The 25,961-nt window shown below is 53.9% G+C and carries 18 protein-coding genes and 1 pseudogene; 18 read left to right on the plus strand and 1 reads right to left on the minus strand.

The annotated features are described in order from the left end of the window. Window positions 1-292: 292 nt before the first annotated feature. From hemA to ypfJ, 12 genes and pseudogenes are all read left to right on the plus strand, one after another. The gene (hemA, locus tag NYE33_RS11295; RefSeq protein ID WP_341065841.1) at window positions 293-1,684 is read left to right on the plus strand and encodes a glutamyl-tRNA reductase; all 1,392 of its coding nucleotides are present in this window, start codon (window positions 293-295) and stop codon (window positions 1,682-1,684) included. Window positions 1,685-1,689: 5 nt separating this feature from the next. Further along, a complete protein-coding gene (gene ccsA / locus NYE33_RS11300) occupies window positions 1,690-2,514 on the plus strand; it encodes a cytochrome c biogenesis protein CcsA (protein WP_042139605.1) in 825 nt (274 codons plus the stop codon). 348 nt (window positions 2,515-2,862) lie between these two features. After that, window positions 2,863-3,042, plus strand: a complete 180-nt coding sequence (locus NYE33_RS11305; protein WP_341065843.1) for a hypothetical protein — start codon at window positions 2,863-2,865, stop codon at window positions 3,040-3,042. Window positions 3,043-3,497: 455 nt separating this feature from the next. Then, window positions 3,498-4,145 carry a precorrin-2 dehydrogenase/sirohydrochlorin ferrochelatase family protein gene (locus NYE33_RS11310; RefSeq protein WP_341065846.1) on the plus strand — a complete coding sequence of 216 codons (648 nt, stop codon included), beginning with the start codon at window positions 3,498-3,500 and terminating at the stop codon, window positions 4,143-4,145. Window positions 4,146-4,955: 810 nt separating this feature from the next. Continuing rightward, window positions 4,956-5,963: a hydroxymethylbilane synthase gene (gene hemC, locus NYE33_RS11315; RefSeq protein WP_340942931.1), complete on the plus strand. Its 1,008-nt coding sequence runs from the start codon at window positions 4,956-4,958 to the stop codon at window positions 5,961-5,963. Between the two features lie 21 nt (window positions 5,964-5,984). After that, window positions 5,985-7,532 carry a uroporphyrinogen-III C-methyltransferase gene (cobA, locus tag NYE33_RS11320; RefSeq protein WP_341065849.1) on the plus strand — a complete coding sequence of 516 codons (1,548 nt, stop codon included), beginning with the start codon at window positions 5,985-5,987 and terminating at the stop codon, window positions 7,530-7,532. Window positions 7,533-7,684: 152 nt separating this feature from the next. After that, entirely contained in the window at window positions 7,685-8,683 is a 999-nt protein-coding gene (hemB, locus tag NYE33_RS11325) for a porphobilinogen synthase (RefSeq protein WP_336101636.1), read from the plus strand. A gap of 44 nt (window positions 8,684-8,727) precedes the next feature. Further along, entirely contained in the window at window positions 8,728-10,029 is a 1,302-nt protein-coding gene (hemL, locus tag NYE33_RS11330; protein WP_042139601.1) for a glutamate-1-semialdehyde 2,1-aminomutase, read from the plus strand. A gap of 134 nt (window positions 10,030-10,163) precedes the next feature. Next, window positions 10,164-10,877, plus strand: a pseudogene (locus tag NYE33_RS11335) (RluA family pseudouridine synthase); the annotation flags it as partial. A 942-nt stretch (window positions 10,878-11,819) separates the two neighbouring features. Then, a complete protein-coding gene (locus tag NYE33_RS11340; RefSeq protein WP_340942937.1) occupies window positions 11,820-12,257 on the plus strand; it encodes a hypothetical protein in 438 nt (145 codons plus the stop codon). A 194-nt stretch (window positions 12,258-12,451) separates the two neighbouring features. Continuing rightward, window positions 12,452-13,006 carry a hypothetical protein gene (locus tag NYE33_RS11345; RefSeq protein WP_042139599.1) on the plus strand — a complete coding sequence of 185 codons (555 nt, stop codon included), beginning with the start codon at window positions 12,452-12,454 and terminating at the stop codon, window positions 13,004-13,006. Between the two features lie 171 nt (window positions 13,007-13,177). Further along, window positions 13,178-14,035 (plus strand): KPN_02809 family neutral zinc metallopeptidase, encoded by an 858-nt coding sequence (gene ypfJ / locus NYE33_RS11350; protein WP_042139598.1) that lies wholly within the window; start codon window positions 13,178-13,180, stop codon window positions 14,033-14,035. 307 nt (window positions 14,036-14,342) lie between these two features. Here ypfJ and NYE33_RS11355 read toward each other — a convergent pair whose 3' ends face one another. Then, a complete protein-coding gene (locus NYE33_RS11355; RefSeq protein WP_042139596.1) occupies window positions 14,343-15,584 on the minus strand; it encodes a GGDEF domain-containing protein in 1,242 nt (413 codons plus the stop codon). A gap of 197 nt (window positions 15,585-15,781) precedes the next feature. On the opposite strand from NYE33_RS11355, the gene NYE33_RS11360 reads away from it, so the two are divergent. The 6 genes from NYE33_RS11360 (at window position 15,782) to murC (ending at window position 25,823) form a co-directional block, all read left to right on the plus strand. Further along, window positions 15,782-17,203 carry a glycosyltransferase family 4 protein gene (locus NYE33_RS11360; RefSeq protein ID WP_052422066.1) on the plus strand — a complete coding sequence of 474 codons (1,422 nt, stop codon included), beginning with the start codon at window positions 15,782-15,784 and terminating at the stop codon, window positions 17,201-17,203. 137 nt (window positions 17,204-17,340) lie between these two features. Then, the gene (locus NYE33_RS11365) at window positions 17,341-18,726 is read left to right on the plus strand and encodes a LysM peptidoglycan-binding domain-containing protein (protein WP_076247815.1); all 1,386 of its coding nucleotides are present in this window, start codon (window positions 17,341-17,343) and stop codon (window positions 18,724-18,726) included. Between the two features lie 224 nt (window positions 18,727-18,950). After that, window positions 18,951-19,601 carry a stalk domain-containing protein gene (locus tag NYE33_RS11370; RefSeq protein WP_341065853.1) on the plus strand — a complete coding sequence of 217 codons (651 nt, stop codon included), beginning with the start codon at window positions 18,951-18,953 and terminating at the stop codon, window positions 19,599-19,601. A gap of 816 nt (window positions 19,602-20,417) precedes the next feature. Further along, window positions 20,418-23,054, plus strand: coding sequence for a valine--tRNA ligase (locus NYE33_RS11375; RefSeq protein WP_076247874.1), 2,637 nt, complete (start codon window positions 20,418-20,420; stop codon window positions 23,052-23,054). A 5-nt stretch (window positions 23,055-23,059) separates the two neighbouring features. Then, on the plus strand, window positions 23,060-24,436 hold the full coding sequence (locus tag NYE33_RS11380) for a bifunctional folylpolyglutamate synthase/dihydrofolate synthase (protein WP_042139594.1): 1,377 nt from the start codon (window positions 23,060-23,062) through the stop codon (window positions 24,434-24,436). 7 nt (window positions 24,437-24,443) lie between these two features. Continuing rightward, entirely contained in the window at window positions 24,444-25,823 is a 1,380-nt protein-coding gene (murC, locus tag NYE33_RS11385) for a UDP-N-acetylmuramate--L-alanine ligase (RefSeq protein WP_042139593.1), read from the plus strand. Window positions 25,824-25,961: the final 138 nt, after the last annotated feature.

Here is a 25,961-nt window from a genome sequence, read left to right on the forward strand (position 1 = left end):
CCGGTTTATTTGTGCCGGACCCTCACCGGATTATATTTAATACAGATAACCTGCGGATTCATAAAAAAACTCTAAATAACCCATTCTAAAGCATGGTGCTTTGGCGGATTTTTATTTATAATAATTATTATCTGCAATTCATAAATAGTTCAAAGGTTTTGTAAAAAGCCGTATTTTGATGTGATATACTTAACACAGCGATTTGAGATCTTGTGAAATTGATACTAATACATGCTAACAAGCAGTAACAGTGCCTACACCAATGAATAGAGATTAGGATGGTGAACAAGCGATGCATATTGTCGTCGTTGGCCTGAATTACCGTACGGCTCCCGTAGAGGTGAGAGAACAGTTCGCTTTTGCCGAGAAGGATCTGCCTGCTGCGCTTCATCAGCTGATGCAGACGAAGAGCGTTCTGGAAGGGGTCGTAGTCGCCACCTGTAACCGGACGGAAATTTATGTGGTCGTGGACCGCCTTCATATGTGCGGATATTTCATCCGCAGCTACATGGAGCAGTGGTTCGGTGTAAAAAGTGATGTATTTGCGCAGCATATGTATATATATGAAGACGAGCAGGCGATTGCCCACCTGCTGCGTGTAACCTGCGGCCTGGATTCCATGGTGATCGGCGAGACGCAGATCCTGGGACAGGTACGCAGTGCTTTTTTGACTGCCCAGGCGGAGGGTGTAACCGGAACGTGGTTCAACCGGCTGTTCAAGCAGGCGGTGACGCTCGGCAAACGGGCGCATAGCGAGACTTCCATCGGTGAAAGTGCGGTTTCGGTCAGTTATGCAGCGGTTGAGCTGGGCAAGCGGATCTTCGGTATGTTTACCGGCAAAAGAGTGCTTATTCTCGGCGCCGGCAAAATGAGTGAGCTGACGGTGAAGCATCTGTACAGCAGCGGCGCGGCTGAGGTTATTGTCGCCAACCGGACGTTGTCCCGGGCGGTGGAGCTGGCCGAGAAGTTCTCGGGCAAGCCGAGCACGATTGAGGAAGCACTGAAGCGTCTGGATGAAGTGGATATAGTCATCAGCTCCACGGGAGCCGACGGTTATGTGCTGACGGCTGCCCAAGTGGCTGAAGGGATGAATCGCCGGCCGTCACGGCCGCTGTTCATGATCGACATTGCCGTGCCCCGCGATATTGATCCGGCTGCGGCAAGTGTGCCGGATGTCTTCCTCTATGATATCGATGATCTGGAAGGCATTGTGGAGAGCAATCTGGAAATGCGCCGCAGTGAAGCTGCCAAGATTGAAGTGATGATCAGTGAGGCAATGGATGAATTCCAGCTGTGGCTGAAGACGCTAGGTGTCAGACCGGTGATCCGTGCGCTGCAGGACAAGTCCAACGGGATTTATGAAGAAACGATGGACAGTCTGTTCAACAAGCTGCCTGAACTGGATGAGCATCAGCGTAAGGTTATCCGCCGCCTGACCAAAAGTATTGTGAACCAGATGATGCATGATCCGATCAATGTCATCAAGGAGTTGTCTGGCGGGAAGCAGGGGAATGAAGCTCTGGAGTACTTCACCCAGATTTTTGCACTGCAGGAGCAGCTGGACCCGGGTCCGGATGACCGTAGTGCTATACCGGTTGAGGAGGCGCCTGCTGAAGTATCCTCCGGCGGAAAGTTCGCGGTGCCGGGGACGGTGTTTGCTCCGGCCGGCCTGCTGGGCGGGTGAGCGACATGCAACTGCTGAACGGAATATATGATGCCGCTCTGCTGCTATATGCCCTGAGCCTGCTGTTTGTTTTCTCGGATTGCCTTCGGCGCAATCCGGGCGGAAAGCGGCTGGGCACAGGGCTTCTTGCTGTTGTGGGCCTGCTGCAGCTCGCGGGGCTGGCGATCCGCTTCTCCCAGGAGGGCGGTCTGCCGATCTTCACACCGTATGACTTCCTGTTCTGGTTCTCCTTCAGTATGGTGGTGATCTCACTTGCCATTGCGTACACGCGGGGCGGCGAGTTTACAATTCTGCTGCTCAGCATGGCAGGGTTCAGCGTGTTTCTGCTGAACCGGGTATGGCTGACCGCAGAGGATCATGCCTTGCAGAGCTGGAGTGCGGTGCACGGCTGGCTGGCGATGCATGTGATTTTGGCCAATTTGAGCTTTGCCGCACTGACACTGGGGACCGTATTTGCGATAATGTATTTGTTTCTGCATACCAAGCTTAAGAATAAGAAGTGGGATGACCGTGTCCGCAGGCTCCCAAGCCTGGAGACAATGGACAAATATTCGTATACTGCTATCCTTGCCGGTGTGCCGCTGCTGCTGGCCTCGCTGATCCTGGCAGGCTTATCGATTATTGCGGAAGGGCGGACGCCGCTGTTCCAGGATCTGAAGGTGCTAACTACGCTTATCGGCCTCGGAGTCTACATACTCTATATAGTATTGAAGGTTTCCGGCCGCAGAAGCGGTACGGCGATGGCACGCTGGGCCATTACTGGCTATGGCTTTATCATCCTTAATTTCCTGCTGAATTCATGGTCTGAGTTCCATGGCTGGGGCGGGTAGTAGGGCTGTAAGCTGGGTGCTGAAGTGCGGAGGCGGCTTGTATGCTGAAGTGCAGAGGCGGCTGGTGTGCTGAAGTGCGGAGGCGGCTAGTGTGTTAGTGCGGAGGCGGCTGGTGTGTTGAAGTGGAGAGGCGGCTGGTGTGTTGAAGTGCGGAGGCGGCTGGTGTGTTGAAGTGCGGTGGCAGCTAGTGTGCTGAAGTGCGGTGGCAGCTGGTGTGCTGAAGTGCGGAGGCGGCTGGTGTGCTGAAGTGTGGAGGCGGCTGGTGTGCTGAAGTGTGGAGGCGGCTGGTGTGTTGGAGTGCAGAGGCGGCTGGTGTGTTGAAAGAGGTAGCTGGTGTGTTGAAGTGCGGTGGCAGCTAGTGTGCTGAAGTGCGGAGGCGGCTGGTGTGCTGAAGTGCGGAGGCGGCCTGAATTGTGCTCGAGAGCACAGGTGGATGAGAAGCAAGGGGTTATGCTGGAATGTACAGACAAGAAACGGGAAGTTATACGGGCATGTTATGGTGGCTATGGAGCGCAGGCGATTGTCTGAAGTGCTATGGTGACTTATGAAGCGAGTGATTGAACTGAAGTGCTATGGTGGCTAAGGAGCGAGTGATTGTACTGAAGTGTAATGGTGGCTAATGAAGTGAGTTATTGTACTGAAGTGTTATGGTGGCTATGGAGCGAGTGATTGTACTGAAGTGCTATGGTGGCTTATGGGGCGAGTGATTGTACTGAAGTGCTATGGCAGCTTATGGGGCGAGTGATTGTACTGAAGTGTTATGGTGACTTATGAAGCGAGTGATTGAACTGAAGTGCTATGGCAGCTTATGGGGCGAGTGATTGTACTGAAGTGTTATGGGCGGCTAATGAGAAAAGTTAATTGAGTGCGCGCCGGACTGCTGTCCTGCTGTAGTGGCAACCGGGGACTGATTTCTTAGTTGAGCAAGCTGGGGTATTGTGGTGTGGAGTATAGTAAATTTTCGGATGCTGGAGTGAGGCGGGATGAGCAAATATTTGCCCATTATGCTGGATGTTCAGGGCAGACTGGTGGTAATGATCGGCGGCGGAGCTGTGGCTGAACGTAAAGCGGCTCCGCTGCTGGAGGCAGGAGCGGGGCTGGTGATTGTCAGTCCTGCACTTAGCGGGACGTTGTCCGCAGCGGCTGCGGAGGGGCGGCTGAAATGGGTCAGCCGCCCCTATGCTCCCGGAGATCTCCAGGGAGCTGTCTTGGTCTATGCCGCCAGCAGCGACAGGGCGGTGAATGAAGCGGTGGCCGGGGAGGCCCGGATGCTGGGCCTGCCGGTCAATGTCGCCAGCCACGCCGAGGCGGGCAGCTTCATCACGCCCGGTATCCTCCGGCGGGGGCGGTTGACGGTTGCGGTCTCGACCTCCGGGGCGGGACCGTCCGCTGCTGCGCAGATCACGGCGCAGATCGCCGGGCTGCTGGGCGAGGAATACGAGCCTTATCTGGATTTCCTGCATGAGCTGCGCACCGAAATCAAGCGGCTGGAGCCTGTAGCTGAGATTCGCGCCCGGCTGCTGCGGAGGCTGGGGAAGCTTGATGTGTTGGATGAGATGCGGCAGGGCACCTTTATACCATGGACATCAGAGGTAATCGAATCCTGGATTGCATGTAACCGGGAGGAGTAGGCGGAATGATCGGGTGGAGTCGGCCATCGGGAGACGTAGATCGAAAGAGCGGATGGAGCAGGTTATCGGGAGGCGTAGATAGATTGATTGGGTAGAGCAGGCCATCACGTAGATCGAACAAGCGGATGGAGCAAGCATCAAGTACAACTGCTGCGATTGCGGAGTAAGTTTGCATCTGCTCTGGCTGCTTCAAAACTAATTCATCAATCATTGAGACTGCTTCGAAACTGAGTCTGCAAAGACATAAGCTGCGGCAGAAGTTGACTCAAGTTGCCGATTGAATCGTGCAGATGAATCTGTTCCAAACGAATTGGCGGGTTAATGCTTGACGGCCTGCATATTTGAATAGACGATTGAATGGACCAACGGCTGAACGGCCGAATGATCAGAGAAATAGACGAATAAGTAGAATAAGTGGATGTGTTTATGACGTTGAAGTGGGCGGATTCGCGGGTATGTGGCTGGAATGACCAAAGCTGACTGTTGTGCGGTAAATTAGAGGGATAAATCCCTTTGATTTGGGCTAAATCCGCCGAAATGAGCAAATTAGAGGGATAAATCCCTCTAATTCAGGCAGAATTGCCCGGAATGAGCAATTTAGCAGTATAAATCCCCTTGATTCCAGCAATAGTGGCGCGAATGAGCAAATGAAGGGTAAAAGTGCCCTTGATTCCAGCGAAAGTGGCGCGAATGAGCAAATGAAGGGCAAAAGTTCCCTTGATTCCAGCGAAAGTGACACAATTGAGCAAATGAGAGGTATCGTGCAGGAAACAGGGCGGGTGCAGGTAACTTGAACAGGGGGAATGGTTCATGCGGAAGATTATTGTGGGCAGCAGACAGAGTGCGCTGGCGCTGACGCAGACAGGGCATGTGATTGCCGATCTGGAGCGGCTTAGCGGGGAGCATGGCTTTGATTTTACCTTTGAGGTGCATAAGATTGTTACCAAAGGCGACCGGATTCTTGATGTCACCCTGTCCAAGGTTGGCGGTAAGGGTCTTTTTGTGAAGGAAATTGAGCAGGCCATGCTGGCCAAAGAAATCGATATGGCAGTACATAGTATGAAGGATATGCCTTCCGAATTGCCGGGAGGCTTGATTAATGGTGCAGTGCCGAAGCGGGTAGATCCGCGGGACTGCCTGATCTCAAGCAGCGGAGCAGGCCTTGAGGATCTGCCGCAGGGCGCGCGCGTAGGCACAAGCAGCCTGCGGCGCTCCAGCCAGCTGGCCGCGCTCCGGCCGGATCTGGTTATTGAGCCGGTGCGCGGCAATATTGACTCGCGGCTGAAGAAGCTGGAGAGCGGCGAATACGACGCGATTCTGCTGGCAGCGGCAGGCTTGTCGCGGATGGGCTGGCAGGACCGGGTAACGGCTTATCTGCCGCCGGAAATCTGCCTGCCCGCTGTGGGCCAGGGAGCTCTCGGCATCGAATGCCGTGAAGACGATGAGGAGCTGCGCAAGCTGCTCGCGCTCTACAATGATGAGCGCACCGCTCTTACGGTGACGGCGGAGCGCACATTCCTCGGCGCCCTGAATGGCGGCTGTCAGGTGCCGATCGGCGCCTACGCTGTGCTGGAGACGGAGAAGGCCGGGACAACGGGAACAACCGGGACTATTCATTCCGGCGGGACTTCTGGAGAAGGCGGCCTGTTAATCACTTTAACCGGAATGGTGGGAACACCGGACGGATCGGTAATCCTTAAAGAAACCTGCACGGGAGAAGATCCGGTGCAGCTCGGTGCGGAGGTTGCCCGTAAGCTGATTGCCAGGGGCGCAGAGAAGATTTTGGCGGATGTAAAGGGACAGGATACTCAGGGATAAGGTGATAAGGGGATGACGGAGATGGCGGGGAAGGTTTATCTTGTAGGTGCAGGTCCGGGGGATGCCAAGCTGATTACGGTTAAAGGTCTGGAGTGTATCCAGAAGGCAGATGTGCTGGTCTATGACCGGCTGGCGAGTCCAAGGCTGTTGAAGTGGATGAAGCCGGGCGGGGAGAAAATATACGTAGGCAAGCTGCCGGACCGCCATACGATGAAGCAGGAGGACATTAATCAGCTGCTTGTCGATCTCGCTCTGGAGGGCAAAACGGTAGTGCGTCTGAAGGGCGGAGACCCGGTGATTTTTGGCCGGGTGGGTGAAGAAGCGGAGCTGCTGCGGCGGCATGGCATCTACTACGAGATTGTGCCGGGTATTACCTCGGCTATCAGCGTCCCGGCATACGCCGGTATTCCGGTAACCCACCGGGAGGCTGCGTCTTCCCTGTCGATCATTACCGGACATGAGAGCCCGGATAAGCTGGATCATTCCATTCATTGGGATAAGGTGACGAATGCCACGGGAACCCTGGTGTTCCTGATGGGCGTCGCCAAAATCGGATATATCAGCGCCCAGCTGATGAAGCACGGGCGTCTGCCGGAAACGCCGGTGGCGCTGGTGCGCTGGGGGACACGTGCCGATCAGGAGACACTAACCGGCACGCTTGCCGACATTGAAGCGAAGGTCAAGGCGGCGGATTTCCAGCCGCCGGCCGTTATCGTTGTCGGCGATGTAGTGCTCCAGCGGGAGCACCTCATGTGGGTTGAAGCGATGCCGCTGTTCGGCAAGCGGATTGTGGTGACGCGGGCCCGCAGCCAGGCCAGCGAACTGGTAGACCGGATCGAGGAGCTTGGCGGCGAACCGTATGAGTTCCCTGTCATTGAGACGGTTATGCAGCGTGATGCGGACAAGCAGGCAGAGATTGCGTCAGCGCTTGGCCGGCTTCCAGAGTACGACTGGGTGTTCTTCACCAGTCCGAACGGCGTGGACTTCTTCATGCGCCATCTGGCGCAGTTGAAGACGGATCTGCGCGGTCTGTACCGTGCGCGGATATGTGCGGTGGGACCGGGTACGGCTGCGGCGCTTGCCGGGCGCGGGCTGATTGCCGAAGAACTGCCTGGACGCTTCCAGGCAGAAGGGCTGATTGAAGCCTTCGGCGATCAGCTGCAGCCGGGGCAGAAGGTGCTGCTGCCGCGCGGCGATCTGGCGCGCGAGTGGCTGCCCGGCAAGCTGAAGGAGCTGGAGCTGGAAGTGACTGAAGTGGATACGTATGAGACTGTGGTTACTGGTGAAGATGATATTGAACTGGTGAAGCTGCTCGAAGAGAAACGGATTCATGCGGTCACCTTCACCAGCTCTTCCACGGTGCGCAACTTCATCTCTATCCTGAAACGGATGGGCCTGGAAGATCCGCTGACGCTGCTGGCGGGGGTCAAAATCGCCTGCATAGGTCCGGTAACCGAACAGACTGCTGTGGAGGCGGGGTTGACTCCGGGCTTGCTCCCGGACGAAGCGACGATCGAAGGGCTGGTGCAGGAGCTCTGCCGCTGGAATGAAACAACGAGGCTCAGATAACCTGCGGCCTGGTTTCCGCTATTCCGCTATGCAGTCTGGGCCCTGCAATTTTGAACAATGCATTTCAACTTTGCGTTTTGTGATTTCATATTCGAATAAGGCTTGAGACAGATAGATGTGTTTAAATACTTACTGTACAGGAGGAAACAGCAATGAGCTTTCCAATAACTAGACACCGCCGCTTGCGCGGTACAGCCGGAATCCGAGGAATGGTGCGGGAGACCGTCCTGAACGTGCTGGACTTTATCCAGCCGATATTTGTAACCTACGGTACCGGTGTGAAGAATGAGATTGGCTCCATGCCCGGCGTGTATCACTTCTCGCTGGATACCCTGAAGGCGGAAGTGGATGAGATTGCCTCCCTGGGAATTCCGGCCGTATTACTGTTCGGCATTCCCGAAACGAAGGACGCCATCGGCTCCTCCGGATTCGCTGAGGACGGCATTGTGCAGGAGGCTACCCGGCTGATTAAGCAGTGGTATCCCGAGCTGCTGGTTGTCGCCGACACCTGTCTGTGTGAATTCACCGACCACGGCCACTGCGGTATGGTACATACCCATACAGTTGACTGCGTAGTACATGGCGATGTGCTTAACGATGCTTCGCTGGAGCTGCTGACCCGCACTGCGGTATCCCAGGCCCGGGCCGGTGCGGATATTATCGCGCCTTCCAATATGATGGACGGGTTCGTGCAGGCGATCCGCAGCGGCCTTGACGAGAATGGTTTTGAGCATGTGCCGATCATGTCCTATTCGGTAAAATACGCATCCGCCTTCTACGGCCCCTTCCGTGAAGCGGCAGATTCTGCACCGCAATTCGGTAACCGCAAAACGTACCAGATGGACCCGGCCAATCTGCGGGAAGCGATCCGTGAGGCTGATTCAGATGTGCTGGAAGGCGCTGACATGCTGATGGTTAAGCCCGCGCTGGCTTATCTGGATGTCATCCGGACGATCCGCGACCAGTTCGATCTGCCGCTGGTGGCTTACAACGTGAGCGGTGAATATTCAATGGTAAAAGCGGCTGCACAGCAGGGCTGGATCGATGAGCAGGCAGTTGTCCTGGAAATGCTGACCGGCATGAAGCGCGCCGGAGCAGATATTATTATTACGTATTTCGCCAAGGATGCAGCCCGCTGGCTGCGCGGCTAGACTATATTCAGCTGTATAATTCAGCAGAGCAGGAGTGAAGAAGCATGGGCAATGTGCCGCTTACACGCAGGGAAGAGGCTTCCCGCACAGCTTTTGAAGAAGCGAAACAGTATATTCCGGGAGGGGTCAACAGCCCGGTCCGGGCATTCAAATCCGTAGGATTGACCCCGGTTTATGTAGACAGAGGCGAAGGCTCGCGTATCTTCGATATCGACGGCAACAGCTTCATCGACTACGTCTGCTCGTGGGGACCGCTGATTATGGGCCATGCCCATCCGGAAGTGGTGAAGGCGCTGCAGGAGACTGCGGTTAAAGGGACAAGCTTCGGCGCACCGACACTGCTGGAGACCGAAATGGCCAAGACCGTGGTGGAACGTGTAGCATCGGTGGACATTGTGCGCATGGTGAACTCGGGAACAGAAGCTACGATGAGTGCCATCCGGCTAGCCCGCGGATATACAGGACGCAGCAAAATCCTCAAGTTCGAAGGCTCCTACCACGGCCACGCCGACAGCCTGCTGATCAAAGCCGGTTCCGGGGTTGCCACATTGGGATTGCCGGATAGCCCCGGTGTGCCGGAAGGTGTAGCCATCAACACCATAACAGTACCTTACAATGACCTGGAAGGGGTCAAAATCGCGTTCGAACGTTACGGCAATGAGATTGCCGCTGTGATTGTTGAGCCGATTGCCGGGAATATGGGCGTAGTGCCTCCGCTTCCGGGTTTCCTGGAGGGTCTGCGCAAGGTGACGACGGGGTATGGCGCGCTATTGATTTTTGATGAAGTGATGACCGGCTTCCGGGTGGACCGCGGCTGTGCGCAAGGGTTGTACGGTTTGGACCCTGATCTGACCTGCTTCGGCAAGGTTATCGGCGGCGGTCTCCCGGTAGGTGCCTATGGCGGCAAAAGAGAGATTATGGAGCAGATCGCTCCGTCCGGTCCGATCTATCAGGCAGGCACACTCAGCGGGAATCCGCTGGCCATGGCGGCTGGTTACAGCACGCTGAAGCTGCTGACACCTGAAGTATATACCCGTCTGGAGGTGCTGGGTGCACGTCTGGAAGCGGGCCTTAAGCGTAACGCGCAGGAAACTGGCATCCCTCTCACGATTAACCGTGTGGGCTCTATGGTCTGCCCGTTCTTCACTGAAGGACCGGTTGTCAACTTCGAGACGGCCAAGACCAGCAACCTGGATCTGTTCAAGCGTTATTTCGGCAAAATGCTTGATCAGGGCATCAGCGTTCCCCCATCCCAGTTTGAAGGCATGTTCGTATCCGCTGTGCACAGTGAGCAGGATATTGATGATACGATTGAGGGCCATTATAATGCCCTGAAGTCGCTATGACAGGCGGGCCGGAGGAGTTGTCCGGCACAAGTATCCCTAGTGGAGCGGATGCAGATACAGGGAATACTGGCGCGGTCATCAGGAACATCACCGGCGGCGGCAAATGGACCCGGCGCGGAGAGTGGCTTCAAGTCATGCCGGGCCGGGTGATTACGGCTGCGGCCGACAGGCAGGCCGCCATTGACGCCTGGCTGCTCGGCACGGCCGGGATGCCGGAGAAGCTGCACTCGCGGCTGCGCCGCGAAGGCGGCATCCAGTGGAAGGGCGACCGGCTGATGCTATCCCTGTTTCCTTACCGGGAAGCAGGTATTGAGCCGGTATGGCAGGAGCTTGAAGTACTGTACGAGGATGACTTCTGCCTCGTGGTCCATAAACCGGCCGGCATGGCGGTTCATCCGGATGGCAGCGGAGCGGGCGTAACGCTGGATCATATCGTCGCAGCGCATTACGCCGCTTCCGGCGGAGGAGTAGCCGTCCGCCATATTCACCGCCTGGATAAGGATACAACAGGACCTGTGCTCTATGCGAAGAACGAATACGCCCAGCTTGTGCTGGACGAGGATATGCGCGACAAAACCGTATCCCGCCTCTACGCGGCGATTGTGGAAGGCATTGTGCCGCCTGAGCTTACCGTGATCGATGCCCCGATCGGCCGTGACCGCCATCATGCGGCGCGCCGGCGGGTCTCGCCGGGAGGACAGGCGGCGGTCACGCGAATCATAGGGCGGGAAGCGCTGCCTGGCGGAACTGTGCTGAAGGTGCAGCTGGAGACGGGGCGCACGCACCAGATTCGTGTCCACCTCAGTCATGCGGGTCATCCGCTGTACGGGGATGACCTCTACGGCGGACCCGGCTGGCATACAGCAAGTGTCCGTGCGGGCGGCAGCAAGAACGACAAGCTGCCGCTGCGTACGGAGCCGGGTAAGGTGAAGTCGGCGATTACAGCCTGGTTCGAAGAGCAGGAGAAGGCGGGCATTACACCGGGACTTAAGGAGCCGGGCAAGCTGGCTGGTCCGGGCAGGCCGGAGGTTAAGCTTAAGGCCAAGGCGAAGCCGGAAGGTGCAGACCGGCAGGCGCTGCATGGCGAGAAGCTTATTTTTGCCCACCCCTGGACCCGAAGCAGCGTTGAAGTAACCGATCCATGGCCGGAGGATATGAGGAAGCTTCGCGTGCAATTAGGCGGGGAGCCGCTGAACTAGAATAACGTCAAATATAAACCAGTGAAACCACCTTGGTGAATCGGTTGCTGAGGGTTTACAGTGACCCGATTACGGTATATGCCTAGGTAGGAGTAAGCAGTATGCTTAAGTGCACTTTGTACAACTAAATCGTCAGTTTTACAACCAGTTATCCGTTTAGTTGTATTTCGTGCAATTAAACTGCCGTTTATAGAAGGTTTTCACCGATTCGGGCGGATTTAGTTGTACAGAATACAGTTATACGATGCAAGCACATCTTTTCGCTATTTTTAATTGTACAGAATACAACTATCACCGAGTTTCCATTTGAAATGGAATTTCATATAGCGGCTGATCGTCATCCGCGAAGCTATGTAAATTAACCAAGCAGCGATTCTCCCATAGGAGGTTGCTGCTTTTTTTTGCTATCTGCAGAACAAATTAATAGAAGTGACAGAGATTGGCTGAACAAGGCCAATGCCGCTATTTCTTTTCCGGCCCTTGCTGTTCTGTTACCCAAGCCTATCCGGCTGTAAATATTCCGGCGGAGCGCAGGGTTCCGCTGATACATTTCCGCATTGCTGTTCGTCTTACTGAAAAGGAGATGAGTCTATGAGACGCAAACGCAGAGTAATCCTGGCAACAGCACTGGGTGCAGCGGTTATTGCCACCGGACTAATACTGGCCGCACAGTTGAACAGCAAATACGGCATTTTGAGTATGGCTGCCCAGTTCCAGAGCTTCAAGGTGACAGTATACAATGAGTCCGACTTTGATCTGAGCATCCTTGAGACTGGTGTGGTTGCGAACGCAGCTGCCGGTGCCTCCACTGATGAACTCGGGAAAACGCTCAGCAGCGGAAAAACAATCAAAATCAGACCCCGGCTTAGCTTAAGCGGCGAGGGGGGCATTTATCTGAAATATACAGATCCAAGGGCGCCGGAGGTAGCTCAAACGGTTGGAATATGCTCCTACACCGAATCTTTATCCGGATATTCCAAGGTCACGATAACGAATAATAAAGTGACTGTGAAAGAGAATTGCAGCTGATATTGTTGCTGGTTTTATGGGGGCGATCTGCTTTTTAGCGCGTTTCACCTCCAGTTATCCCTTCATTTCCCTGTTAAAAATACATATTCCAATTTTTTGCAGTTTACTAGTAACATTTGTAACAGACGGATATCCAATATATTGATAAATATAGTATGTAAGCGTATCTCATAACATTAACTGGGGGAATCTTTGTGAAAAAAGTAACAAAACTAATGCTCGTAGCTGGTATCTCGTTGGCACTTGTAGGGGTAGGCAACAGCGGCGCCTTGAACAGTGTAACATCTGCAGCGAGCGCACCACTTAAGGTAGGCCGGGTGGAAGCGGCTGCCCATGGTACCAAATGCTTCACAGTAGCTGTTGCTGTAGTACAGAACGGTGTAATCGTTGCAGCTTCGCTGGATGATTATCAATTCCTGGGTACAGATGTAGCAACTGGCGTTCCTAACTCCGACAAAGAATTTGGCCTGAACGGCTACAAAGACCCTAACGTAGTTCTGGCTTCCAAGAAAGCTAACGCTAAATACTACAGCGAGCATATGGCTGAAGCAGCAGGCTCCACAGTTTCTTATGACAAGAACATTGCTGCTGTTGAGAAATTCGCTACAGGCAAAACAATCAAATCCCTTGAAATGACGCTTAGCAAGAAGTCCGCAGAGCAAGTAGTTGATGCTGTAAGCGGTGCTACTCTGGTGGATACCTCTAACTATCTGAAAGCAATTTTGGACGCTGCTAAAGCTGCCAAATAATTGCCCTTTTCATATTTGCTTACGGGACTCCTTCACGGCTGCGGCTGTGCGGGAGTCTTTTTTATGTCCGCTTTACGGGGAGAGGCGAGTGGGACCCCTGTGTTTATGGGTATAACAGTATTAAGATGAAATACATCCTGTAAACCGGAATTCATAACTGGGGGTTGGGCCATGAAATGGCAGGGCAGAAGAGGCAGTTCGAATGTAGAAGACCGCAGAGGAAGCAGAGGCGGAGGCGGCAAGCTGATTGGCGGCGGAATTAGCGGGATCATTATTGTGGTGATTGTTACGCTGCTGAGCGGCGGGAATATCGGTGATATTATGGGCAATCTGACTTCCACAGGCTCCAGCACCAGCTCTAATGTTCCTTACGAGCAGACCGCACAGGAGAAGGAGTTGTCGGAATTTGTATCCGTAGTACTGGCAGATACCGAAGATGTCTGGTCCGAAGTCTTCCAGGAGCAGGGGAAGACGTACCAGGACCCTACGCTTGTGCTCTATAGCGGCAGCGTGGACTCTGCCTGCGGAACCGCCAGTTCGGCAGTCGGGCCGTTCTATTGCCCCGGGGACGCCAAGCTGTATATCGATCTCAGCTTCTACGACGAGTTGCAACAGCAATTCAATGCTCCGGGCGATTTCGCCATGGCTTATGTAATTGCCCATGAGGTGGGTCACCATGTGCAGACACTGCTGGGTGCTTCCGAGCAGCTGAATTCGCTGCGCCAGAGCCTGAGCGAGACCGAATTCAACAAAGTTCAGGTCCGCTTTGAGCTGCAGGCCGATTATTACGCCGGGGTATGGGCGAAGCATGCCCAAGGAATGAACCTGCTGGAGGAAGGGGATCTGGAGGAAGCCTTAACCGCGGCGAGCGCAGTGGGGGACGACACGATCCAGAAGCGGGCACAAGGCTATGTGGTGCCTGACAGCTTCACTCACGGCACCTCCGAGCAGCGCAAACGCTGGTTCTACAAAGGGTTCAACTCCGGCACCATTGAAGGCGGAGATACTTTTAATGCCACTGAGCTGTAGAGGCTAAGCTGTAGATACTGAACGGTAGAGGCAAGCGTATCCGTCCCAATGCTGGTTTATACTGGCGAAGACAGGCCCTCTGTCTTCTCAAAAGCCTTTAAATGTCAATAAAGCAGCGATTCTCTTGGTCATTGGAGGATCGCTGCTTTGCGTTATTGTTTATAGTTCTTTAAAGATTTTTGTAACCATTCCCGCTTAAACAGCGGAGCCTCCATCCAAGCGGCCATTTCATGGCTTTTGGGACAGCTCCCTCTTGCTTGCAATGCACAGCGCTCCCGTACCTGATCTTCACCGTTCTAAAGTCCGGCTACGGACGAAGGTCATTGCGGTACGAGAGCCGGTTGCGGCCGAGTTTTTTGGATTCAAGCAGAAGCTGGTCGGCGTAGACATAGCCTTTTTCCATAGAAGTCTTCTGGCCGGGGTCTGCCTTGTAATAGTACAGTCCGAAAGAGGCGGAATACGGCACGCGGATCATCTGGTCCTCGAATTCTGCGGCTACGCTGTGTCCGTGAAGGCTGTCCAGGATTGCCTGAATCTGTGACTGGCACTCCTCAAAGGTTCTGTTCCTGAGAAACACGGTGAACTCTTCCCCGCCGCTGCGGAACAGGATGTCTTCTTCCTGCAGAAATTGCTTCAGTGTATCGGCAAAATCAATAATGACGCGGTCACCGACGGCGTGGTTGAAGGAATCGTTGATTTTTTTGAAACGGTCGATATCCGCCACTACAATTCCGATATATTCCCCGCTCTGGTTCAGCTCCTTCATCATCTTGTCCATGTGGGCCCGGTTATAGGTTCCTGTCAGGAAGTCGCGGTAAGCCATCTGCTCGAACTTGTCGCGTTCATATTTGTGCTGGGCGCTTTGCGATTTGGAATAGAAGGAGAGGCTGACGATGTAATTGAGCAGGAAGAGGGCAATCAGCATTTCCCATTTCTCCATTTGCAGCAGGCGCAGGAGCAGCGCATTGGTCAGGGCTACCTTGCTGAAATCAAGCAGGTTACGGCTCCGGAACAGCAGGTGACGGGCTTCCTTGCGTGTCTTGATGTCTCCAGAGAGCGCGAAGGTTATGATCAGGAACGTGGAGGACAGCAATGTGGTGACACAGACGACCAGGAGAAACAGGAGCCAGTATCCGAGCGGAAATCTCTCCGCAAAAGGGTGAAGCACAGTGTACAGATAATACGCGGCCGAGCCGCCCAGTGTAAAGGACCCAATATTGTAGAAGGTGTCCAGAAATTCGCCGGGATCGGCGGTTTTTGTCTTCTTTTTATAGAAAAATACAACGAAGCGGTATACGGTTTCGAACAGAAAGGTGCCCAGCGGTCCGGCGAAAATTCCGAACGAAGAGGTATAGCTGATAGCATAATCGATCGTAGAATTCCCGCTCCGGGTCACGATGCGCAGTTGAAAGTAGAAGCTGGAGAAGAGCGTATAGAGCACCAGCGCCTTGATATATGTATCGTCCAGAACTATAGCATGTTTGGGAATGAAAGCTATAGCAACGGAAGCGGCAAACAGGGAAAGGTCAAATACCCGTGCTTTAGACATGACAGAAGTTTTCCTTTCAGGATTTATACCGATTATAACCGAAAAGACGTTTTTTGATTATAAAGTTATTTTGGGATTTTTATAGATTGAACCATACACCCATGTCCTATATCCGGCAGCGGTCATATAATACTTTGTTAATGTGGAGCCGTCTGCTCTCGTGCAGAAGTGAATCTATAAGCCGGGGAGAGGAAGTTATGAAAATATTGCTGGTTACCTACTGGGGCCTTACCAATATGGGCGGGATCTGGACGTATATGAAACAGCTTGCCGATAAGCTGAGCGAACAGGGACACTCCGTCACACTCATGGGAAGCCATGTGGAGAACAACACCTTGTATTTGCTCGGGCAGAATGCTTCTTTTGATAAAAAAGCTTTCTATACCCTGCTGCTCCCGCACCTCGATATTACCTTATTCCCGCATCTGCATCTGGAGCATGGGATATTCAGCTTTGAGCTGGGACGTTATGTATTTGAGGGTGGAGCAGCGGTTCTGGGGCTGGAGAATTATGATGTCATTCATGCCCAGGACCCCATTGCCTCCTACGCGCTGCGGCGGATTATGCGACGTCCGGTTCCTCTCGTATCCAGTGTGCACGGGGCATTGTCCCGGGAAGCTTATTATGAATACAAAGGGCTTGAGCCTGGACTTACCCGCGAGGAATATGAGCGCCGGCCGATCTGGCGGTATTTCCGGCGGATGGAGGCGCTCGCGGCCCGGTCAGCTGACTTGATTATGGTCTCTTCGAACTGGATTGGTCAGCTGACCCAGGAGCTCGGTGTAAGCAGAGAACGGATTCATACTTTGCCGTATGGAGTGAATCTGGAGCAGTATGCGGCCAGGGCGGCGAGGCCTTCACCGCTTAAGATCGGAGGCGGAACCAAAGTAATCATGTATGCCGGACGCCTCGAATATATCAAAGGTGTGCATGTACTGATCGAGGCTCTGGGAATGCTGCAGAAGCACCGCACAGACTGGACCTGTGTAGTGGCCGGCATAGGCAGCCTGCTGGAAGAGCTCAGGGAACAGGCGCGCCAGCTTGGGATTCTGGAGCATATCCGCTTTGCCGGGAAGCTGGATAATATTCCGGCAGCACTAAGTGAGGCTGATATTTATGTACAGCCTTCCCTGCAGGATACTCAGCCGTTCTCGGTCACCGAGGCTCAGCTTGCAGGCATTGCCCCGATTGTTGCCGGCACTTCAGGTATGCCGGAAATGGTCCGCCACGGGGAGACCGGCTGGATCGTTCCGCCCGGTGATGCCGCCCGGCTGGCCGGGCTGCTGGAACAGCTGCTGGATAATGAGGAGCTGAGAGTACGTACCGGCTTCCAGGCAAGGGAGTGGGCGCAGCGCAGCCGTTCACTGGATGTCATGGCGGCCGGAACGCTGAATGTATACCGTAAAGCCATAAGTATGCTGGAGAGCGTACAAAGCCCGGCAGTCCGCTCGGCCTTGGGAGCAGAGCCGGCGGCAGGACCCGTTCCCGGAGCCTTCCATCCAGCCGATGTGCTGAATGCAATGTATCCCGGCATTCCGCTTGCGGCGAGCATGCGGGCAAGGCTCCCGCAGGATTATTCCATTCCGGACCCTCTTACGGTACTCACCGATCCGAAATAATTTCCTGTCCGCCGAAGTAGGCGGCAAAGTTGTCATGCCTTCCTGATTGAAGCATATACATGAGTGGAGTAACATTTTGGGCTTATGCTCTGGGCTTGTCTCAGGGATAGATTATGCCAAGAAGGAGGACATTTCCCGTGTTTGACCAGTCACACGGCTTGCGGTTTGATATTTATGAACGCATTCACCTTTCGGAAGAGCTTCCGGGAATAGCTGAGCTGGAGGAAGTCGAGCTGATTCCCGACATCCAGGTAATCCAGCGGGAGGACCGGGCGGAATTGCACGGGCAACTGCTGCTCACCGGACTCTACCGGGGGGAAGATGATCGCACACAGCGTCTGGAGCATGCGATTCCTGTTGAAATCACAGTCCCGCTGACACGGGTCAGCTCACTTGAAGACATAGGGGTTGAGATCGAAAATTTCGATATTGACCTGCTTACGATGCGAACCGTCAACATAACAGGGGTGCTCTCGCTGCGCGGAATCGGAAACGCGGATGCCCAGCCGGCCTGGCAGCAGGAGGAATATACAGTAGCCTACTCCCCTGAGGCTGAAGCGGATAACCGCGGGCCGGAGAATGATGCGCTATATGAAAATTCGCTCTGGACCTACGGGGAAGGTGTCGCGGAGGTTTCAGTGGAGGATCAGGAATATGCGGATTCCGTGGAAGCCGCGGGTAATCCGCTATTCCTGGAAGGCTCTTTATACACTCAGCCTTCGGCCTTAGTATCCGCTCAGTTGAAGGACAAGGAACCCAAGGTAAGAACGCATAACCTGGATTCCTCACCCGCAACCGTTCCATCCGGAACAGCGGATTCCGGGCAGAACTACAGCAAATCTGCGGCTGAGCCGGTCTCCAGTCATTTTCTTCCTTCCCGGGAGAAGACAGAAGAGCCTGGTGCGGTAAATGATTCGTTCAAGGCAGGTACGGAGGAGCCCGGTTTCCAGACGGGGACAGCCGCGTTGAATACTGTGGATCATTGGGGTACTGCCAGTCTTCATGCAGTCAATCAGGCAGAGCCGGTATTCACATCCGCAGCCAGTGATGATACAGCAGTGCTGGCCGAGAATGAAGAAGTGCCTGAAGAGGTTCAGGCTATAGACAATGAGAGCTTCGTGTCCGAGGAGTTCTTACCTCCCCAGGAGGAGAAGCAGGATCTCAAGATTGCGCTGGGCAGCAAAAAAGATCCGGCAATTGCCGAGCAGGAGCCATTGACCTTCTCTTCGCTGCTCAGCTCCAGCCGTGCGCGCAAGGAGCAGGAGATTCTTCATTCCGAGGAGGTAGCCTCCAAAGCGGCGGTTATTCCTGAGGTAGGGAATGATACCGAATGGAAAAGCCGGTTCATCGGCGGCCTTGGCGGTACAGAGCTGTTCCGCAAAGTGCGGCTCTGCATCGTCCAGCGGGAAGAAACGCTGGATACGATTGCCGAGAAATATCAGCTCAGTACCAGAGAGTTGTCCATGTATAACCGGCTCTCCGGACAGAATGTAGAAGAAGGTCAGGTTTTGTATATTCCCTAGGATGGACCGGGGAATGCGGCAGGAAGTTGCGGGGGGCTGTCCCACAAGCCATGACATGGCTGCTTGGGGCAGCCTTATTTTTTTACATAGGGTATGTCTTGGCCCGGCCTGTTGCGGGTTCATATTCGCTTAGGCAGGGTTAATGGTCACTACCGGCTTATGTCTTGGCAGATTCAACCAGCTGTGCGCCGGTATACACCACTTCTTGGGAGGATGAGATATTTATGAAGAAAAAAGTGACGGCAGCCGCGATCGCATTGGGCGTGGCGCTGACTGCTTCGGCCGGCGTCTATGGCGCGGGCAACCTGCAGGAGATCCGGGCATCACTGAATTACAAGCTCGGGATCATCGTGAACGGGCAGGTCTATGCGATGAAAGACGGCAACGGTAAAACGCTCGCCCCGATCACGTACAATGGCACAACGTACCTGCCTGTACGCTCAATCAGTGAAGCGCTGAACACCTCTGTCACTTATGACGCCGCAAACAGCCGGGTCGTCATCGGCGGCTCCGCTTCTCCTGGCATATCCTCTCAGGAACCGGCCGCGGAACCGGTACAGCGTCCGAAGAGCCTGCCGTCCGACTTCCCGCTGCCGTCCGATGCCAAAGTATTCAATCTGATTGAAGGCTCGGCAACCGGCACGCCGTCTGCGACGTTCAGCTATCTGACGAAGCAGGACCTGGAGACGCTTGGCAATACGTACAAAGAGTATTTTGTGCGCAAAGGCGCCACCGCCAAATCCGAGGAGATCTCCGCGGAAGCCTTCTCGATTATCGATGCCGGAAGCACGTTTTCTGTTACGCTGGACGCCTACCTGGGAACTGGCAGCTATGGAGGCTACAATATCGTCAACGTGATCTGGAGCGGGAAGTAAGCGGTAGATGGGCGGCTCTCTGTGTATTTAACTCTGTTAGCCCTGTGTGTACAACTCCGTTAGACAGTTTTTTGAACCGGGCGGTATAAACTCTGCCCTTTGTGTGTATGCTGGTTGACTAGGAATAGGACTGAATGTATTATTGACATAAGTAATAACTAGCATAAAGACTGGGAACGGGAAGAGTAGGCGGTCAGCCCTTCAGAGAGCGGAATTGTAGTTGCTGTGAATTTCCGCAGGATGCAGCCCCCGAAGTCGCCCCGGAGTCGCCCTTCTGAGCTTGCCTCCATGTTTATGGAGACCAGGTTAGGATGTGGCCGGACGCAGCCGTTATCTGCATGAGTGTCGCGCTAAGCTTCCGGACCTGTAAGGAGTCCGAGGCAGGGGTTTATTTTTGAAATACAAGAAAGTATAGGTTTTACATTATACTTTATCCTTGTATTTCCGCTGAAACGGATACCGTCCCTTGAAGGACGGCACAGCCGTTTACACCTGATTAGCGCGAAACAAAGGTGGTACCGCGAAAGAATGGCCTTTCGTCCTTTGAGACGAAGGGTCTTTTTGTATTTAAATATAAGGATATATATGTTTCACTCTATCAATCATCCTTATATTTCTCGCTGAAACGGTACCGTCCTTAGACAGGACGGTAAAGCCGTTTCCACTTGTCAGATCGTTACAGAATACAAAAAGCTTCTCATCATTTTCTCTAATGGAGGGTTCACAATGGCTGATAACAACAATACAGCAGCAGAGCTGACGAACCAGCTGGAAGCGGCAGAAGACACCGCTACTGCGAATCACAAGCAAAGCGATATGCCGACTACCTATGATCCGGGGTCGGCGGAGAAGAAATGGTATACTTACTGGATGGAGAACGGCTTCTTCGAAGCAGGCAAACGTCCGGATGCGCAGCCTTACAGCATTGTTATTCCCCCGCCGAATGTAACAGGAATGCTGCATATCGGGCATGCGCTTGATTTCACACTGCAGGATGTTCTGATCCGTACCAAACGGATGCAGGGATATGATACGCTGTGGCTGCCGGGAACGGACCATGCGGGTATCGCTACACAGACTAAGGTAGAGCAGAAGCTGCGCGAGCAGGGGATCTCCCGCCATGATCTGGGACGCGAGAAGTTCCTGGAGCAGGTATGGGCCTGGAAGGAGCAATATGCGGAGACGATTCACGGGCAGTGGGCCAAGATGGGCTTGTCGCTAGACTACTCGCGCGAACGGTTCACCCTGGATGAAGGAATGTCCAGCGGTGTCCGCCAGGTGTTTATTCAGCTGTACCGGAAAGGCCTGATCTACCGCGGCAAACGCATTATCAACTGGGATCCGGCTGCACGCACGGCTCTGTCGGACATCGAAGTTGAATATAAAGAGGTAAATGGCCATCTGTACCATCTGCGCTATCCGCTTAAGGACGGCAGCGGCTATATTACTGTAGCTACAACCCGGCCGGAAACGATGCTGGGCGATACTGCGGTTGCCGTGCATCCGGAAGATGACCGTTACAAGGATCTTATCGGCAAAACGCTGATCCTGCCGATTACCTTGCGGGAAATTCCGGTTATCGCTGATGATTATGTAGATAAGGAATTCGGCAGCGGCGCGGTGAAGATTACCCCGGCACATGATCCGAACGACTTTGAGATGGGCGTGCGCCATAATCTTCCACAGATTAATGTGATGGATGAAGGCGGAATTATGAATGCGGAAGCAGGCAAATACCAGGGACTGGACCGCAGCGACTGCCGCAAGGCGATCATTGCTGACCTGAAGGAGCAGGGCGTACTTGTATCCATTGAGGACCACGTACATCAGGTTGGACACAGCGAGCGTTCGGGAGCCGTAGTTGAGCCTTACCTGTCCACCCAGTGGTTCGTGAAGATGCAGCCGCTGGCAGAAGCGGCCATCGCAGCGCAGAAGGATGGCAGCGGTGTTAACTTCGTACCGGACCGCTTCGAGAAGACTTACCTGAACTGGATCGAGAATGTACGCGACTGGTGTATTTCCCGCCAATTGTGGTGGGGCCACCGTATTCCGGCCTGGTACTCCGAATCTACGGGAGAGATCGTTGTTGCGAATGATGAAGAAGAAGCGCGCACAATCAGCGGTCTGACGGACCTGAAGCAGGATGAGGATGTTCTGGATACCTGGTTCAGCTCGAACCTCTGGCCGTTCGCTACACTGGGCTGGCCTGATGAGAACAGCAGCGACTATCAGCGTTACTATCCGAACAATGTGCTGGTTACCGGCTACGATATCATCTACTTCTGGGTAGCCCGCATGATCTTCTCGGCTCTGGAATTCACCGGACAGAAGCCATTCTCCGACGTGCTGATGCATGGTCTCGTACGCGATGCTGAAGGGCGCAAAATGTCCAAATCACTCGGCAACGGTATCGATCCGCTGGATGTAATCGAGCAGTATGGTGCAGACGCTATGCGCTACATGATTACTACAGGCAGCACAGCCGGTCAGGATCTCCGGTTCCGGATGGAAAAGGTAGAGCAGGCGCGGAATTTTGCCAACAAGATCTGGAATGCCTCACGCTTTGCACTGATGAATCTCGAAGGTGTTTCTTTTGAAGATATTGACATCACAGGTGAGCTCAGCACGGCGGACCACTGGATTCTGCACCGCCTGAACGAAACTTCCCGCGATATTACGCGTCTAATTGACTCGTACGAGTTCGGCGAGACCGGCCGGCTGCTGTACAACTTCATCTGGGATGATCTGTGCGACTGGTATATCGAATTCGCCAAGCTCTCGCTGTACGGAGCGGACGCGGCTGCGAAGGCCAAGACACAATCGGTTCTGGCCTATGTACTGGACCGCACGCTGCGCCTGATTCATCCGTTCATGCCGTTCATTACGGAAGAAATCTGGCAGCATCTGCCGCATCAGGGCGACACCATCACGCTGGCTGAATGGCCGAAGTATGATTCTGCGCTTGAGAATCCGCAGGCAGTGGCAGAGATGAACCTCCTGATGGATGTTATCCGTGCCGTTCGTAATATCCGTGCGGAAGTGAACGTGCCGATGAGCAAGAAGGTAGAACTGATTATCAAAGCCGGGGGTCAGGAAACCCTGGACATTATTTCCCGCAACGACAATTACATCGGGCGCTTCTGCAATACCTCTTCCTTCGAAGCAGGGCTTGCGCCGCAGACACCGGATAAAGTGATGTCTGCTGTGGTTACAGGAGCCGAGCTGCTTCTGCCGTTATCAGGACTGATCGACATTGAACAGGAAATTGCCCGTCTGGAAAAAGAAGTCCAGACACTGAACAGCGAGGTTGAGCGCGTGGAGAAAAAGCTCGGCAATCAGGGTTTTGTCGCCAAGGCGCCAGCAAAAGTCATCGAAGAGGAGCGGGCGAAGCAGGCGGACTATTCTGATAGACGCGAGAAAGTGCTGGCCCGTATCGCAGAGCTGAGAGGATAAGGGATATGGAAGAGATCACCCGGAGCGGCGGTGCCGCTCCCTTAAGTTCTTATACAGAAGCGGTAGACTGGATCAACAGCCTGATTCCTTTCGGAATCCGGCCAGGGCTGGAGCGGATAGAGCTTCTGATGGAGAAGCTGGGTCATCCGCACCGCAAGCTCAAGTTCATTCACGTGGCAGGGACGAATGGCAAAGGCTCTACCTGTGCTTTTTTGACCCGTGTACTTATTCAGAGCGGGTACACGGTGGGGACCTTTACTTCTCCTTATATCACGAAATTCACGAACCGTTTCCAGTACAATGGAGCAGATATTTCCGAAGAGACTTTGCTGGAACTCGTAAATAAACTGCGACCGCTGGTTCAAGAGATCGCGGGCGGTGAGCTGGGTTCGCCGACAATGTTCGAGGTGTCGACGGCACTGGCCATTCTCTATTATGGCGAAGTCTGTTATCCGGATGTAGTCGTATGGGAGACAGGTCTTGGGGGAAGGCTGGATGTAACGAATATTGTTACTCCGGTAGTGTCTGTAATCACGAATGTCGGACATGATCATACCGATGTACTCGGAGATACACTGGAGCTGATCGCCGGTGAGAAGGCCGGAATTATTAAGCCGGGCGTTCCTGCAGTCAGCTGCGTGAGCCAGCCGGAGGCCATCGCAGTACTGAAGGCTAAAGCGGCGTCTACCCGTTCTACTCTATATTTGGCTGGAGAAGATTTCAGCTATAGTGGTGTAGAGCTCAGGGACGGCCACCAGCATTTCACCTTCCAGGGTCCATTCCGCTCGCTAGAGCTTGATATCGCTATGAAAGGCGAACATCAGCTGGAGAATGCAGCGGGAGCTATGATGGTCCTTGAGGTGCTGCGGCAGTATATGGCCTTCATGCTGGAGGACGAGGATGTGCTGGAGGGATTCCGCGGTACATTCTGGGCCGGAAGGCTGGAGGAAGTAGGCACTTCACCCAGAATTATTCTGGACGGAGCACATAATCCGGAAGGTGCAGAGAGCCTGGCCAAGAGTCTTCCGCAGTTTGGGCCATACGGTAAATTAAATTTGCTCATGGGGATGCTGGCAAATAAGCATCACGAGTCGTATCTCAAGCATATACTGCCTATAGTGGATACGCTCATCCTGACCGAACCGGATTTCCGGAAGAAAATGGACGCGGAAGATCTGCAGGCCATCGCAGAAAGTCTGCGGAATAAATATGCCAAGGAAAACTTGGAAATCATAGTAGAACGTAATTGGGGCCAAGCGCTGCATCTGCTGCAGACGATCACAGCGGACGATGACCTTGCGGTCGTGTCCGGAACGCTGTATTTGATTTCTGATGTACGCAGTACGCTTTTACGGCAACCCGATTCTGAAAAAGGCTGGTGACGAACTGTTGGATACTACTGAACGTGTGCATTTTATAGGGATCGGCGGCTACGGTATGAGCGCGATTGCCCGGGTGATGCTGGAGATGGGATATACAGTTACGGGCTCTGACGTAGCTGCACAAGAGTTAACGGAGAAATTGATTGCCAAAGGTGCCAAGGTCTACATCGGACATACGGCCGAACAGGTCAAAGGCGCGGATCTGGTCGTATATTCTACGGCGCTTGCGTCGGATAACGTAGAATGGGTAGAAGCGGAGCGTCTCAAAATACCGATTCTTCACCGTTCGCAGATGCTTGCCCGTCTGCTGAATGAGCGCAAGGGTGTGGCTGTTGCGGGTGCGCACGGCAAGACTACCACCTCGTCGATGATTGCTCTGGTCATGGAAGACTGCGGAGTGGACCCTACGTATATTATTGGCGGGGAGATTATGAACGTCGGTACGAATGCCAAGGCAGGACAAGGGGAATTCGTCGTAGCCGAAGCGGATGAGAGCGATGGCTCATTCCTGCAGTACCATCCTTGGCTGGGCATTGTAACGAATATTGAAGCCGACCATCTGGAGAACTACGGCGGTGATTTCGGCCAGCTGAAGGAAGCTTATGTGCAGTTTATGAACCAGCTGCGTGAGGACGGAACGGCTATTGTGTGCGCGGATGATGAGAATGTGAAATCTCTGCTGCCTCAAGTAAAAGGTACGGTTATCACCTACGGAATTCATTCGGAGACTGCAGATTACACGGCGACCGACATCGTTCTGGGCGACCGCCAGGTGTCGTACACGATGAATCGCGGTACGGAGGTTCTGGGCCGTATTGAGCTTTCCATTCCGGGGCAATACAATCTGTATAATTCAATGGCGGCGGTAATTTCCTGTCTGAAATCCGGCATTGCCTTTGAAGCGATCGCTGCAGCAATTGTGAAATTCCACGGTGCCAAGCGGCGCTTCCAGGTGCTGGGAGAGATCAACGAGATTCTCGTCATTGATGATTATGCGCATCATCCAACGGAGATTCAGGCTACCATTAGTGCTGCCAAGGCTACAGGCAAACGGATTATCGCCGTGTTCCAGCCGCAGCGCTACACGCGTACCTTCTTCCTGCTGGATGCGTTCAGCCGTGCGTTCAGCGAAGCGGACGAAGTGATTATTACCGATATCTACTCGCCTGCCGGAGAGAAGCAGATCGAGGGAGTCACCTCCGCGAAGCTGGTGGAGCTGATTGTGCAGAACAGCAACGCCGGTGCACGGCATCTGCCGACGAAGGAAGCTGTGCTGGCTGACCTGCAGGACCGCATTGCTCCCGGTGATCTGGTGATTACAATGGGTGCGGGTGATATCTGGAAGGTCGGGTATGCTCTGGCTGATAATCTGAAGAATCGTGAATAAGGCTTAGGCCGTTCTATGCAGATTACACATATCTCTTTACAGTAATAGGATAGCTAGGCATTTTAACAGAAACGGTTTCCGTTCCTTGAATAAGGACAGCGAAGCCGTTTCTTCTTTTTATGTCTGGAGGTATCTGGC

This window comes from Paenibacillus sp. FSL R10-2199, from assembly GCF_038000235.1.
GTDB lineage: Bacteria > Bacillota > Bacilli > Paenibacillales > Paenibacillaceae > Paenibacillus_AQ > Paenibacillus_AQ phytohabitans.

What these genes read in the sequence shown, in the direction of transcription:
- ccsA (WP_042139605.1), top strand. Translation starts at nt 1,690, where the DNA reads ATGCAACTGCTGAACGGAATATATGATGCCGCTCTGCTGCTATATGCC.
- NYE33_RS11355 (WP_042139596.1), bottom strand. Translation starts at nt 15,584, where the DNA reads ATGTCTAAAGCACGGGTATTTGACCTTTCCCTGTTTGCCGCTTCCGTT.
- NYE33_RS11375 (WP_076247874.1), top strand. Translation starts at nt 20,418, where the DNA reads ATGCCGACTACCTATGATCCGGGGTCGGCGGAGAAGAAATGGTATACT.
- cobA (WP_341065849.1), top strand. Translation starts at nt 5,985, where the DNA reads ATGGCGGGGAAGGTTTATCTTGTAGGTGCAGGTCCGGGGGATGCCAAG.
- NYE33_RS11340 (WP_340942937.1), top strand. Translation starts at nt 11,820, where the DNA reads ATGAGACGCAAACGCAGAGTAATCCTGGCAACAGCACTGGGTGCAGCG.
- ypfJ (WP_042139598.1), top strand. Translation starts at nt 13,178, where the DNA reads ATGAAATGGCAGGGCAGAAGAGGCAGTTCGAATGTAGAAGACCGCAGA.
- NYE33_RS11380 (WP_042139594.1), top strand. Translation starts at nt 23,060, where the DNA reads ATGGAAGAGATCACCCGGAGCGGCGGTGCCGCTCCCTTAAGTTCTTAT.
- hemB (WP_336101636.1), top strand. Translation starts at nt 7,685, where the DNA reads ATGAGCTTTCCAATAACTAGACACCGCCGCTTGCGCGGTACAGCCGGA.
- hemA (WP_341065841.1), top strand. Translation starts at nt 293, where the DNA reads ATGCATATTGTCGTCGTTGGCCTGAATTACCGTACGGCTCCCGTAGAG.
- hemL (WP_042139601.1), top strand. Translation starts at nt 8,728, where the DNA reads ATGGGCAATGTGCCGCTTACACGCAGGGAAGAGGCTTCCCGCACAGCT.
- NYE33_RS11360 (WP_052422066.1), top strand. Translation starts at nt 15,782, where the DNA reads ATGAAAATATTGCTGGTTACCTACTGGGGCCTTACCAATATGGGCGGG.
- NYE33_RS11310 (WP_341065846.1), top strand. Translation starts at nt 3,498, where the DNA reads ATGAGCAAATATTTGCCCATTATGCTGGATGTTCAGGGCAGACTGGTG.
- hemC (WP_340942931.1), top strand. Translation starts at nt 4,956, where the DNA reads ATGCGGAAGATTATTGTGGGCAGCAGACAGAGTGCGCTGGCGCTGACG.
- NYE33_RS11370 (WP_341065853.1), top strand. Translation starts at nt 18,951, where the DNA reads ATGAAGAAAAAAGTGACGGCAGCCGCGATCGCATTGGGCGTGGCGCTG.